The 13,446-nt window shown below is 61.9% G+C and carries 11 protein-coding genes; 4 read left to right on the top strand and 7 right to left on the bottom strand.

Features of this window, described 5'->3' with window-relative positions; all coding sequences use genetic code 11:
• Nucleotide 1: 1 nt before the first annotated feature.
• From ACP7B0_RS17695 to kdpF, 5 genes are all read right to left on the bottom strand, one after another.
• Nucleotides 2-2,689, bottom strand: coding sequence for a DUF4118 domain-containing protein (locus ACP7B0_RS17695; RefSeq protein WP_426142775.1), 2,688 nt, complete (start codon nt 2,687-2,689; stop codon nt 2-4).
• A 15-nt stretch (nt 2,690-2,704) separates the two neighbouring features.
• Nucleotides 2,705-3,277, bottom strand: coding sequence for a potassium-transporting ATPase subunit KdpC (gene kdpC, locus ACP7B0_RS17690; RefSeq protein ID WP_426142774.1), 573 nt, complete (start codon nt 3,275-3,277; stop codon nt 2,705-2,707).
• A 161-nt stretch (nt 3,278-3,438) separates the two neighbouring features.
• Nucleotides 3,439-5,505: a potassium-transporting ATPase subunit KdpB gene (kdpB, locus tag ACP7B0_RS17685; protein WP_426142772.1), complete on the bottom strand. Its 2,067-nt coding sequence runs from the start codon at nt 5,503-5,505 to the stop codon at nt 3,439-3,441.
• Nucleotides 5,506-5,515: 10 nt separating this feature from the next.
• Nucleotides 5,516-7,210, bottom strand: a complete 1,695-nt coding sequence (gene kdpA, locus ACP7B0_RS17680; RefSeq protein WP_426142770.1) for a potassium-transporting ATPase subunit KdpA — start codon at nt 7,208-7,210, stop codon at nt 5,516-5,518.
• Nucleotides 7,211-7,218: 8 nt separating this feature from the next.
• Nucleotides 7,219-7,308: a K(+)-transporting ATPase subunit F gene (gene kdpF, locus ACP7B0_RS17675; protein WP_426142768.1), complete on the bottom strand. Its 90-nt coding sequence runs from the start codon at nt 7,306-7,308 to the stop codon at nt 7,219-7,221.
• 282 nt (nt 7,309-7,590) lie between these two features.
• On the opposite strand from kdpF, the gene ACP7B0_RS17670 reads away from it, so the two are divergent.
• The 4 genes from ACP7B0_RS17670 to xopAW all read left to right on the top strand — a co-directional run bounded on the left by ACP7B0_RS17670 (nt 7,591) and on the right by xopAW (nt 10,753).
• Nucleotides 7,591-7,791: a helix-turn-helix domain-containing protein gene (locus ACP7B0_RS17670; protein WP_426142855.1), complete on the top strand. Its 201-nt coding sequence runs from the start codon at nt 7,591-7,593 to the stop codon at nt 7,789-7,791.
• Between the two features lie 163 nt (nt 7,792-7,954).
• Entirely contained in the window at nt 7,955-8,707 is a 753-nt protein-coding gene (locus tag ACP7B0_RS17665; RefSeq protein ID WP_426142767.1) for a response regulator, read from the top strand.
• The gene (locus ACP7B0_RS17660) at nt 8,704-9,768 is read left to right on the top strand and encodes a sensor histidine kinase (protein WP_426142765.1); all 1,065 of its coding nucleotides are present in this window, start codon (nt 8,704-8,706) and stop codon (nt 9,766-9,768) included. Before ACP7B0_RS17665 ends, ACP7B0_RS17660 begins: the two co-directional genes overlap by 4 nt.
• 118 nt (nt 9,769-9,886) lie before the next feature.
• Nucleotides 9,887-10,753, top strand: coding sequence for a XopAW family type III secretion system calcium-binding effector (gene xopAW, locus ACP7B0_RS17655; protein WP_426142763.1), 867 nt, complete (start codon nt 9,887-9,889; stop codon nt 10,751-10,753).
• Nucleotides 10,754-11,355: 602 nt separating this feature from the next.
• Here xopAW and ACP7B0_RS17650 read toward each other — a convergent pair.
• Together ACP7B0_RS17650 and ACP7B0_RS17645 are read right to left on the bottom strand one after the other, a co-directional pair.
• On the bottom strand, nt 11,356-12,402 hold the full coding sequence (locus ACP7B0_RS17650; protein WP_426142761.1) for an AI-2E family transporter: 1,047 nt from the start codon (nt 12,400-12,402) through the stop codon (nt 11,356-11,358).
• 110 nt (nt 12,403-12,512) lie between these two features.
• Nucleotides 12,513-13,331 (bottom strand): DUF4892 domain-containing protein, encoded by an 819-nt coding sequence (locus ACP7B0_RS17645; RefSeq protein WP_426142759.1) that lies wholly within the window; start codon nt 13,329-13,331, stop codon nt 12,513-12,515.
• Between the last annotated feature and the right edge of the window lie 115 nt (nt 13,332-13,446).

Here is a 13,446-nt window from a genome sequence, read left to right as displayed (position 1 = left end):
GCTATTCGATGGGCGCAATGGTGACAAGACTACCAGACGGCGACTCCATTTCCGCCTCCGGTTGCGCCTGAAGCGGCAAGTGCAAGGTGATGCACGTGCCATGACCCTCGATACCCTCCCCGACACTGATCCGCCCGCCATGGGCGCCCACCATGCCTTGGCAGATCGCCAGACCCAGGCCAGTGCCCTGCCCGCCGCGATCACCACGGGCGGCGGTATAGAACATGTCGAAAATCTTCGCACGCTCGTCTTCCGGGATCCCCGGGCCTTCATCACTGACCGAGAAAAACAGCTCACTGCCGCAGACACCCGCCGCCAGTTGCAATCGCCCGTTGACGGGCGAGAAGCGTGCGGCATTTTCCAGCACATTGACCAGCGCCTGTTCGATCAACGCGCCGTGCACGTAGAGCAACGGCAGGTCAGCGGGCACCTGGGTGCTGACTTGCAGGGGCGCGAGTACGACACGCAGGCGATTGAGCGCGCTGCCGACGATATCGCCGGGGGACACCCAATCACGCGCCAGCTTCAGCGCGCCGTGTCCGAGGCGGGTCATGTCCAGCAGATTCTGGATATAGCGATCCAGTCGCTCGGCTTCGTCCCGCGTGCCCTCCAGCAATTCCCGGCGATCGGCCAGAGGAATGGCTTCACCCAACGACAACAGGCTGTCGATGCTGCCGCGCATGGCCGTCAGGGGTGTGCGCAGATCGTGGGAAACGGATGCCAGCAAGGCGCTGCGCAGTTGCTCGGTTTCGCCGTGCAAACGCGCCGCTTCCAGGTCTTGTGCCAATTGCGCCCGCGCCAGGGCCTGAGCCAGCGGCTGGCTGAGGGCGGTCAGCAAACGACGGCGCTGGGCCGTGAACGGCTGCCCCTCACGAGGGCAAACACCCAGCAACGCCAACGGCCCCTGCTCCCCGGACAACGGCCACCACCACCAGCGGCTTGAAGGCAGGGTGCCAGTGCCGTGGCCTGCGGCTTGATCGTGCTGCCAGGCCCAGTCCGCCGCTGCACGCTCGGGCGCGGACAATTGTAGGTGCGTGTCGCTGGTCATTTTCCAGTGGCCTTGATCATCGCGCTCGATCAGGCAGACCTGCAGCTCACGCCAGCCATTGAGGTGCTGGTTGGCGGCACTGATCACCGCCTGGCGATCCGTGGCCGCCGTCAGTTTGCGCGACAGTTCCAGCAGTTCGCTGGTTTCCTCCTGCGTATCGCGCAGGGCCTGCAACTGTCGACGCTGGCGAGCGGCGAGGTTGCCGGTCAGGGCCGACATTAACAGAAAGAACAGCAGGGTCAGCACGTCTTCTTCGCGCTGGATACTCAGGGAAAAATGTGGCGGGATGAACAGAAAATCGTAGGCCAGAAACGACAACGCCGCGCACGCCAGCGCGGGGCCCAAGCTGCTGCGCACCGCCACCAGCAATACCGCCGCGAGGAACACCAGCGAGATATTGGGCAACGCCAACACACCGGCCACCGCCCAGGCCAGGGTCGTGGCCAGCAGCGTGGCCAGCAACGCCAGGCCGTAGTCGAACCAGATGATCGGTGCCCAGGAGCGTGTCCGGGGCTGATCCGGCAACGGCTCGCTGTCGAGCACGCTGATTTCCAGCCCATGGGCCTCGCGCAGCAGCCGCGCCGCCACGCCACCGCCGAACAATCGGCGTCGCAAACGGGGCCGGGACTGCCCCACCAGGATCAGGCTGGCGCGGCGTTCGGCGGCATGCTGGATCAGGGTTCTGGCCACTTCACCGGCGCGCAACACCACCACTTCGCCCCCCAGACGTTCGGCCAGTTGCTGAGCACTTTGCAAGCGCGTGCGGGCCTGTTCGTCCAGAGGTCGACCTTCATCCACGTGCACCAGACTCCAAGGCAGATGGCGTCGCTGAGCAACGCGACTGGCGTGACGCACCAGACGCTCGGCATGCACCCCGCCGTCTATCCCCACCAACAACCGCCCCCGCACGGCCGGGGCGTCCTGCCCCATTTGCCGATACCCCTGAGTCAGGTCGTTGTCGACCTGCGCGGCCGCAGTCTGCATCGCCAGCTCACGCAACGCCGTCAGGTTGGTCTGAGTGAAAAACGCGTCAATGGCCGCACGCGCCTGCTCGGGCACGTACACCTTGCCGTCACGCAGACGCTCAAGCAGCTCCCGGGGTGGCAAGTCGATCAGCACCAGCTCGTAGGCTTCCTGCAAGACCCAGTCCGGCAGCGTCTCGCGGACCTGCACGCCGGTGATGCCCCGTACCTGATCGTTGAGGCTTTCCATGTGCTGAACATTGACCGTGGTGTACACGTCGATGCCAGCCGCGAGCAGCTCCTGAATGTCCTGCCAGCGTTTGGCGTGGCGACTGCCAGGAGCATTGCTGTGGGCCAGCTCATCCACCAGCACCAGTTTGGGCTTGAGGGCAAGCACGCCATCAAGGTCCATTTCTTCCAGTGTCACGCCACGGTATTGCACACGCAGTGGCGGCTGTTGCGGCAATCCGCTCAGCAACGCTTCGGTTTCACTCCGGCCGTGGGTTTCCACGACACCTGCCAGCACATTCACGCCCTGACGCATCTGGGTATGGGCGGCCTGCAGCATGGCGTAGGTTTTGCCCACCCCCGGCGCGGCCCCCAGGAACACTTTGAGCCGCCCACGCCCATTGCTGGGCATATCGGCTAATAGCGCGTCGGCACGACTGGCATCACTCATGGGGCGGTTGCTCACTCAAAGCTGGGCATTTCGTTGCGCAGACGGTAACTCATTCAAGGCCTGATTCAAGCTCAATACGTTCACCACCGGCGGGCCGATCAGTGGCCGGTAGGTGTTGGCTTCGATCAGGCCCTGCACTTTTTCCACCGGCAACTGCCGGGCGGCGGCGACTCGGGCGACTTGATAAGCCACGGCCGAGGGCGGCAGATGCGGATCAAGGCCGCTGCCGGAGGTGGTCAACAGCGCCAAGGGCACCGGGCCTTGCCCTTGCACAGCCTCCTTGCCAGCGTCCTCGGTCACTCTGGCCGCCAGCGCCGGGTTGCTGGGCGCCAGGTTACTCGCGCCACTGGCCACGGTGGCGAACGCCCCGGCCGATGGACGGGAATGGAACCACTCATCCCCGGTAAACGCCTGGGCAATCAACTGCGAACCTCGCACCTTGCCGGCGGCATCGTAAATCAGGCTGCCGTTGGCCTGATCGGGGAAGGCGACCTGGGCAATGCCCGTCACCGCCAATGGATAAGCGACGCCGGTGATAACGGTCATTAGAACGATCAGGCTCAGGGCCGGGCGCAAAAATGTGGACATGATGCATTCCTCATAACTCAAATCTGGATAAAAGGTTCTGAAGGAGCGACCTTGGCGACGACCCGCCAGGCTCACGACAGCGTCACGCCAGGCAATGTTTTCGTCGACTGACCGACCGGATCGCGAGCAAGCTCGCTCCTACAGAAAGAACGTTAAGGGCATCAAACCAGCCCCAATCCCACCAGCAACATATCGATCAGCTTGATCCCCACGAACGGCACCACAATCCCGCCCAGCCCATAGATCAGCAGGTTCCGACGCAGCAGTTGTGCGGCGCTGGCGGCCTGGACGCGCACACCGCGCAGGGCCAGGGGGATGAGCACGACGATGATCAGTGCGTTGAACACGATGGCCGACAGGATCGCGCTCTGCGGACTGGCCAGACGCATGATGTTCAGCACCCCGAGTTGCGGGTAAATCGCCGCGAACAGCGCAGGCAGAATCGCAAAATATTTGGCGATATCGTTGGCGATGGAGAACGTGGTCAACGCGCCGCGAGTGACCAGCAATTCCTTGCCGATCTGCACCACGTCCAGTAGCTTGGTGGGGTCGCTGTCCAGGTCGACCATATTGGCCGCCTCCCGCGCCGCCTGCGTGCCGTCGTTCATCGCCATGCCCACGTCGGCCTGAGCCAGGGCTGGCGCATCGTTGGCACCGTCGCCGCACATGGCAACCAGCCGACCGTCGTTCTGCTCCGCCCGAATGCGCTCCAGCTTTTTCTCCGGCGTGGCCTCGGCCAGCACGTCATCGACGCCTGCTTCGGCGGCAATGGCCGCAGCGGTCAACGGGTTGTCGCCAGTGACCATGACGGTACGAATGCCCAGCTTGCGCAGTTCGGCGAAACGCTCGCGGATACCCGGCTTGACCACGTCCTTGAGGTGAATGACGCCCAACAGTTTCTTGTCAACGCACACCAGCAGCGGCGTGCCACCGGTCTTGGCAATCGCTTCGATTTCCCGCGCCAGCGCTGTGGGCACGTCGTTGCGCTGCATGTCGACGAACGCCAGCAGTGAATCCACCGCACCTTTGCGATACAGCCGCGCCTGATAGTCCACCCCGGACAAGCGTGTCTCGGCGCTGAACGGCACGGCGGTCAGGTCGGCAGGCTGTGGCTCTTGTATCGGGAGCTGGTTGCGCAGGTATTCGACAATGGATTTGCCTTCAGCCGTATCGTCCGCCAGCGACGCCAGCAACGCGCCCTCACCCAGTTCTTTGGCGGTAACACCGGGGGCGGCATGCAACGCGGTGCAACGACGGTTGCCAAAGGTGATGGTGCCGGTCTTGTCCAGCAACAGCACATGCACATCGCCTGCGGCTTCCACGGCACGACCGGATTTGGCGATCACGTTCAGGCGCACCAGGCGATCCATGCCGGCAATACCGATAGCCGAGAGCAGCCCGCCAATGGTGGTGGGGATCAACGTCACCAGCAGCGCCACCAGAAACACCAGCGGCAGGCTGCCACCGGCAAAGTGGGCGAACGGCTGCAACGTGACCACCACCAGCAGGAAGATCAGGGTCAGGCCGATGAGCAGGATATCCAGGGCGACTTCGTTGGGGGTTTTCTGGCGTTTGGCACCTTCCACCAGCGCGATCATCCGGTCCAGGGTCGATTCGCCGGGGTTGGCGCTGATGCGTATCAGCAGCCAGTCGGAAACCAGCCGCGTGTTACCGGTCACCGCCGAACGGTCACCACCGGACTCGCGAATCACTGGCGCGGATTCCCCGGTAATCGCCGCCTCGTTGACGGCGGCGATACCCTCGATGACCTCGCCATCACCAGGGATCATTTCCCCGGCTTCGACGCGCACCACATCGCCTTTGCGCAGGGTGCTGGCGTTGACCATGCTGAACGCGCCCGCCTCGTCACGACGTCGGGCCTTCAGCCCTTCGCTGCCCGCCTTGAGGCTGTCGGCCCGGGCCTTGCCACGACCTTCGGCCAAGGCTTCGGCGAAGTTGGCGAACAACACGGTGAACCACAGCCACAGGGCAATTTGCACCGCGACGGACGTCGGCACCGCCGGATCCGGGATGACGCACAGCACCGTGGTCAGGATGGCCGTGAGTTCCACCACCAGCATTACCGGGGAGCGCACCAACTGGCGTGGGTCGAGTTTTACGAAGGCCTGTATCAGGGCGGGACGCCACAGTGCCGAAACGTGGGTCTTGGCCGGTTCCTTGGCCACCTGGGGTTCAGCGGTTTTTGCTGCGCGAGTGTGCATATTCATCGTCAATTCCTCAGAAGCCTGAACTCAAGTGTTCAGCAATCGGCCCCAAGGCCAGGGTCGGCAGAAAGGTCAGGCCACCGACCAGCAGAATGGTCACGGTCAGCAAGGTGACAAACAGCGGCCCATGGGTCGGAAAGCTGTTCACGCTCAAGGGGGCGGTTTTCTTCATGGCCAGGCTGCCAGCCAGGGCCATGACCGGGAGGATGTAGCCGAAGCGGCCAATGAACATCGCCAGGCCGAGCATCAGGTTATGGAAGACCGTATTGGCGCCGAAGCCCCCAAACGCCGAACCGTTGTTGGCCGTTGCCGAGGTGTAGGCGTACAGCAACTGACTGAACCCATGGGGGCCAGGATTGCTCACCGACGCCAGCGGCCCCGGCAGACTGGCCGCCACTGCGCCCAGCACCAGCACGCCGACCGGCATGACCAGCAGCGTGGCGACCAACAGCTTGACCTCAACGGCCTGCAACTTTTTGCCCAGGTATTCCGGCGTGCGGCCGATCATCAGACCCGCGAGGAACACTGCGATCAACACATTGAGCAACATGCCGTTCAAGCCCACGCCGACGCCACCGAAGATCACTTCGCCGACCATCATGTTGGCCAGGGCAACCATGCCGCTCAGCGGGTTAAGGCTGTCGTGCATGCCGTTCACCGAGCCGTTGGACGCTGCGGTGGTGGCGGTTGCCCATAGCACGGTCGCGGTGGTGCCAAAGCGACTTTCCTTACCTTCCATGGGCGCAGTCTGTTCCACGTTCGCGACGTTCAGGGCCGGATTCGGCTGGTACTCGGCCCACAGTGACACCGCGCCGCCGATCAACAGCAGGACCAACATGCAGGCCACGATGGCCCGGCTCTGGCGCAAGTCTTTGACGTAATGGCCGAAGGTGAACACCAGCGCCGCCGGAATCAGCAGAATCGACACCAGCTCGAACAGGTTGCTCCACGCCGTCGGGTTCTCGAACGGGTGCGCCGAGTTGACCCCGAAGAAGCCACCGCCGTTGGTGCCCAATTGCTTGATGGCAATCTGGCTGGCCGCCGGCCCCATGGGCAGGCTTTGATCGGTGCCTTGCAGGGTTACCGCATCGATGTAATGGGAGAAACTCTGTGGTACGCCCTGCCAGACCAGGAACAACGCCAGCACGATGCACAGCGGTAGCAGGCCGTAGAGGGTGACGCGGGTCATGTCAGCCCAGAAATTACCGAGGTTGTGCGTCGAACGCCGACTGATGCCGCGACAGAACGCCAGCAACACGGCAATCCCCGTGGCGGCACTGACAAAGTTCTGCACCGTCAGCCCTGCCATCTGGCTCAGATAGCTCAACGACGCTTCGCCGCTGTAGCTTTGCCAGTTGGTGTTGGTGACGAAACTCATGGCCGTATTGAAGGCCAGCGACCATTCCATCCCCGGCAAATGTTGCGGATTGAGGGGAAGCGCGCCCTGCCCCAGCAACAAGGCGAACAACAGGATGAACCCCATCAGGTTGAAGGCCAGTAGCGCCAGCAGGTAAGTCTTCCAGCTCTGCTCCACTGCTGGATCGACACCTGAAAGGCGATAGCAGAGGTTTTCCACCGGTCGCAGCACGGGCGTCAGCCAGGTTCGTTCGCCTTCAGCCACCCGATAGTAGAAACGCCCCAGCAACGGCGCGGGCAGCAGCACCAGCGCCAGGAAGGCCAGGATCAATAGATAGTCATAACTGTGCATGCTTGCTCCTAATTCCGGCCTGCGCGTAACAGCGCAACCAACAAGAAAATGAACAGCCCTGCCGCCAACAGCAGTGATATCCCGTCCAGAACGCTCATTGAAATACTCCGTCGCTGCGGCGATTGCCGCGTGTGAGCCATTGTCGGCAGCAAGGGTGTAAAGGAACGAGATCGAGGGAGGATGCGGGGCGTAAAGAAGGCGTAAAAAAAGAGCTAGCACTTGGCCTGCTGTCATTTCTGACAGGTTTCGTCACAACCAAGAAGGATTAACGTAACGGAGTGCCTCTACAGAACAAGGAGTTCGGGATGAACCAGGCCAATCGCAAATATGACCGTATAGAGGAGACGTCGTGGCAGCCGGGACCGAGAAGCGATACCTTGATGGTCCAGCTGACAGCCAAGGAGCACGAGGTGCTGGAATGGGCTGCCCGAGGTAAATCCGCTTGGGAGATATCCCGCATCCAGGGCCGCTCGGAAGCAACGGTCAACTTTCACATGTGTAACATCCGCCGCAAATTCGGGGTTAACTCCCTCAGAGCCGCTTTGATGAAGGCCATTGAGCAAAGGGTTATTTTGTTGTAATAACAATCTGACATGAGCCTGTGTACCAACCACGATACATTCACGACATTCCCCCGACACCCACTCACGCCACCCTTCCGCCGCGCCTCCCGGCGAAGTAGCATGGGGGCGTTGATCTTCAATAGCGGCCAGTGATGGCGGCATCACCAGGCGGCAGTCGCACATGCAATCAACCTCTGACACTCCTGTAGACAATGCCACGGTTTCGGATCAGCGCTGGAACACCCGCGCCCTGATCGTCGACGACGATGTACCGATTCGTGAGCTGTTGTGCGACTACCTGGCGCGCTTCAACATCCAGTGCCGGGGTGTGACCGATGGCAACGAGATGCGTCAGGCGCTGGAAGAAGAGACCTTCGACGTGATCGTGCTGGACCTGATGCTGCCGGGCGAAGATGGCCTGTCGCTGTGCCGCTGGCTGCGCGGCACTTCGGACATCCCGATCCTGATGCTCACCGCTCGCTGCGAACCCACCGACCGGATTATCGGCCTGGAGCTGGGCGCGGACGATTACATGGCCAAACCCTTCGAACCCCGGGAACTGGTGGCGCGCATTCAAACCGTGCTGCGCCGGGTGCGCGACGACCGCAACGATCAGCACTCCACCGTGCGCTTCGACGCCTGGCGCTTGAACAGCGTGCTACGCCAGTTGACCGCCGCCGATGGGCTGGTGGTGCCGCTGTCCAATGCCGAATTTCGCTTGCTGAGGGTGTTTCTGGAGCGTCCGCGCCGGGTGCTGAGCCGTGAGCAATTGCTCGACGCCGCCAGGGGGCGCTCCATCGAAGCCTTTGATCGCAGCATCGACTTGCTCGTGTCACGCCTGCGTCAGAAGCTGGGCGACGATCCCAAGAACCCGCAATTGATCAAAACAGTGCGCGGCGAAGGTTATCTGTTCGACGCCAGGGATATAGGTTGATCCGCTCTGCCGATACCCTGTTCGCTCGCCTGTTCAGCGGGGCGCTGGTGGCTATTCTGTTGGCACACTTGCTGGCGATCATATGGTTCGCGATGTACGGCTTCCCGGGTGCACCTCCCCCGCCCCCACCCGGTGCAACCAGCGCTCAGGAACACGGCCCTGGCGCGGCAGGTGAGCGACCTGCCCCACACACGCCACCACCAAAACGCTCACTCTTTGGCGGCCCTGTCGTGCCACTGTTTTTTCAGATGATCACGCTGGTCATCGCCGCGTGGTATGGCGCCAAGGCGTTGAGTCGTCCGATCCAGCGACTGAGCGAGGCCGCCGAGCGCCTCAGCGAAAACCTCGACAGCCCGCCGGTGGAAATCTGCGGGCCGCTGGAGGCTCGTCAGGCAGCGCAAACATTCAATTTGATGCAGGCGCGCATCCGGGAGCAGGTGCAGCAGCGCGGACGCATGCTGGCGGCCGTTTCCCACGATCTGCGCACGCCGCTGTCACGGCTGAAACTTCGGGTCGAGCAGATCGATGAGCCCAAACTCCATGCACAAATGAGCCAGGACCTCAATGACATGATCGGCATGCTCGACGCCACCCTGACCTACCTCAACGAGCAGCGCAACAGCGAGGACCTGCAACTGTTCGACCTTCACGCGCTGATTGAATCCCTCACGGAGAACGCCCAGGACAACGGCGACGACGTGCAGTGCACCGGCGCCTGCAGTCCGCTGAAAATCCAGCCTATGGCCGTGCGCTCCTGCATCAATAACCTGATCGACAATGCCTTGCGCTATGCCGGGCACGCCCGAGTCGACATTCAGGACCTGAACGATCACGTGCTTATTGCCGTAAGCGATAGCGGACCGGGCATTGCGGTAGAACACTATGAAGCGGTATTCGAACCCTTCTTTCGCCTGGAAGGCTCCCGCAACCGCAACTCCGGGGGCGTCGGCATGGGCATGACCATCGCCCGGGATGCGGCTCGGCGTATGGGGGGCGATCTGACCCTTGGAGAAACCCCCGGCGGCGGCTTGACCGTGATCCTGAAGCTGCCGCGCCTCTGACCCGATCCGTGTATCCATGGCGATACAAAGTTTACATACCTTCGACAATAGCTCCCATGAGTCTGCATAAGCCGGTGCACCGCCATCGGCCCAAACCAACCTGATGGGAGTTCGTCCGATGATCAGTGGCGTCAGTAATAGTTATTCGAGCTATACCAGCACGAGTGCAACCTCGAGCGCGAGCAGCAAGAAATTCCAGGAGCAGCTACTGGCCAAGCTTGATACCGACGGCGACGGGAGTATCAGCAAAGACGAGTTGAGTTCATCCGCCTCGTCCTCAGACAGCAAGGACGGGATTACCGTCAGTCTGAGCAAGGCCTTCAGCGAGCTGGACAGCAATGACGATGACAGCCTTGATGCGGACGAACTGGCGGCGATGGCACCCCCATCGCCTCCGAGCGAGCCGGCCACCGACGTTGCTGAAAGTTTGCTGAGCGCTCTGGACAGTGATGAAGACGGCACGATCAGCAGCGAGGAGCTGACTACCGGCCTGACCAGTTCCGGCAGCAGCGCTGACAGCTCCCAGGTGTTCGACGCACTGGACACCAACGAAGACGGCACCGTCAGCCTCGACGAACTGACCGCCAGCCTGCAAACCCAGCAGCCACCACCGCCTCCGTCAGCAGAAGACACCAGCGCCCAACTGATGAGCGCACTGGATACAGACGGCAATGGCGGCATCAGCGCCACCGAACTGACCAGTGCACTGGATGCGGCCCGCGGCACGTCGAGCGACGCCAGTACCACAGGCACCAGCGCGACCAACGCCAGCTCGTTATTCAGTGCGCTGGATTCAGACAGTGACGACAGTGTCAGCGTGGATGAACTGATGGCCGCCCTGTCGCCCAACGACAACAGCCAGACAGACAACACGAACAACACCGCAGCAGATCAGGCGTTGAGCAGGATGGTCGCGGCGTTGAGCGAGCGTTATGACACCGAGGGTAGCAAGCCGGTCGGCAAATACCTCAACGTCGCGGCGTGATGTGACGTGATTGCAGCCTCGTATGCGTTGAGGCTGCATCGTCCCTCCTGACACATTGGCGGGCAACCGCGATTTTATAGCTGCAGTAGGCATCGCCGAGGCGACGATCCATATGGGTGGCGCGCTTGGAGTCGCATGGCAACAACAACATTTTCATTGCTGCGTCTTGAGGTTCCGTCCTGACGGCCGGGTCCATTTTGTCGTGGCAAAATAGACGAAAACCGTTTGCGCTGACGTCCGGCCCCTGCTTCGCAGGGGTTCCTTCGCTCCGGTGCCGTGGTGTGGGTACGCGCCGACGGGCCATCCATGGCCCAACGGCGCTCGACCGGCATCCATGCCGGTCGCCCCACCCCACGACACCTGCGCTCAGCCTCCCGACGCGCGTTCAGCGGCGTCTGCGAAATCGCAATAAAAGCGAAAGAGCCAAACGGGCCTGCTTTGCCATGACAAAGTAGCCCTTTGTTTTAGAAGCAGCCGTAGAGACCAGAACCACCGGAGTGGCAATCCCCCCCGCTCGCGATTCGATTTCCAGGCTTATGCAACGGCTGACTGAGCTTATGCCACAGCCTGGCAACTCAGTAAGCTCAGCGCCAAAAAGACACCTAGCGCTTGATCGTCGGATCGCCCCGTACCCAGTCAGTCACCAGACTGTAAGCCACCGCCAGCAACGTCGGACCGATGAACAGGCCGATAAAACCAAACGCCAGCAAGCCCCCGAAGACCCCCAGCAGCACGACCACCAAAGGCAGATTGCCGCCGCGGCTGATCAAGTAAGGCTTGAGCACGTTGTCCACGCCACTGATGATGAACGTGCCCCAGACGCCGAGAAAAATAGCCATCCCGTAGTCGCCATTCCATGCCAGCCATGCGGTGGCCGGAATCCAGATCAACGGCGGCCCCATGGGGATCAGGCTGAACATGAACGTCATGACGCCCAGTACCAGCGCCCCCGGCACCCCCGCAATCAGGAAGCCGATCAGCGCCAGTACTGCCTGCGCCGCGGCGGTCCCGATCACACCGTTAACCACGCGCTGCACCGTGCCGGCCACCAGTTCCAGGTAATACTCGGCACGTTCGCCAATCAGGCGCTCCAGCAGGCTGAGCACAAACGCGGCCAACCGAGGCCCGTCGCGATAAAAGAAAAACACAAAGACCAGGCTCAGGATCAACTCCAGAATCCCGCCGCCGATCTGCGCGCTGCGCGCCAGCAACCAGTTGCCCACCTGCCCCAGATAAGGCCGCAGCGTGGTGATCATCGCCGCGCCCTGCTGGTCGATGGTGTTCCAGAACGCTACCAGCCGCTCCCCTACGAACGGAACCCCGGCCAGCCAGGCGGGAGGGTTTGGCAAACCGTCCACCTGAAGATCCTTGATAAGACCCGTGGCGTCACGCACGTGATCCGCCAGATTGAAGCCCAGCCACACCAGCGGCGCTGCCACCAGCAGTATCCAGCCCAAGGTCAGGACCGCTGCTGCGAGTGATTCACGCCCCTTGAACCAGCGGGTCATCAAACGCATCAGTGGCCAACTGGCAAATGCCAATACCGCCCCCCAGAACAACGCCGACCAAAACGGTGCCATCACCCAGACGCAGGCACCGAGCAGCGCCAGGAGCAGAATCTGCACCAGCAGGCGATCGTTATTGAACATGGTTTATCCAGTAAAAGAAGGTCAGAGACGCAGAGCATAACGGCGAACGCTGAACGCGTCAGCGTTCGCCGTGTATTAAAGCCTGTTCAGTGCGTGTTTTAGCTGTTTCATCAGCGAATGACGTCGATGAACAAGCCCGCTTTATCGCCACCGGCGGCTTCCAGACGCGCTGCGCGCACGCCCTTGGCGATCAATGCCTGACGCCAGGCTTCAGCATCGGTGCCGGCAAGGGTCACCCGCAGCGAGCTGTCCAGGTTCAACCCTCTTGATACCAGCGTCACCCAAACGTCTGTTGGCGCGCCGACCAGCCGTGGCAGGGCCAGTTTCCCGGTACTCTTGAGTTGGCGCAGCAGCGTCGCCGAGGTCGGCAACAGTTCGCCCAAGGGGGCGGCGGCATCAAATTGCTCGACATGCAGGTAAGCGCGTCGATTGCCTCGGGTGATGCTGTACAAGGCCACCAGCGTGTCACTTTTCGGCTCCGGCAGACGCAACAGCAGATAGGCCTGCTGCTCATCGGCCCCGTAGAGCTTTGCATTGCCGAACACTTCATTGGCCCACAGGCTGCTTTCACCGCAATCACGCGCCTGGCACCAGAACAGCAGCTCTGCGCCCTGGGCTTGCAGGGCTTCACGAGCGGCCGTAAAGGCTTCGTCTGACGTGCGTTCGGCGGGCATCTGGTAAGTCACACCTGTGACATTGCCCCGGGCGCTGACCTGGCCGTCGAAACGCAGCTGACCGCTGATTTTGCGGATCGAGCCCATGGGATAGATCCGCTCGAGCTCGGAGACGGGACGGTAATCGACAATTTCGGCGTCCGTAAGACGCGGCACGAGTTCAAGATCACGACTGCCCGGCACATCAGCGGCCCAAACGCTCAGACTGAATGCCGACCCATAAAAAGCGAATCCGAGCGCACGGGCAAACCTCATGACAGCCCTCATTGAGGCAAGGGCAATTGACGGAAACGGGCAGGTTTGCCAGACAAGCGATCCGGTAAAACGGTGCGGACATCCATTGATTTAGCTCCTGTTTCAACACGCCCAG

The organism is Pseudomonas sp. DWP3-1-2 (assembly GCF_049896285.1).
In the GTDB taxonomy this organism is placed as follows: domain Bacteria; phylum Pseudomonadota; class Gammaproteobacteria; order Pseudomonadales; family Pseudomonadaceae; genus Aquipseudomonas.
The sequence above is the reverse complement of the archived record's forward strand: the minus strand, read 5'-3'. Positions and strand labels throughout refer to the sequence as shown.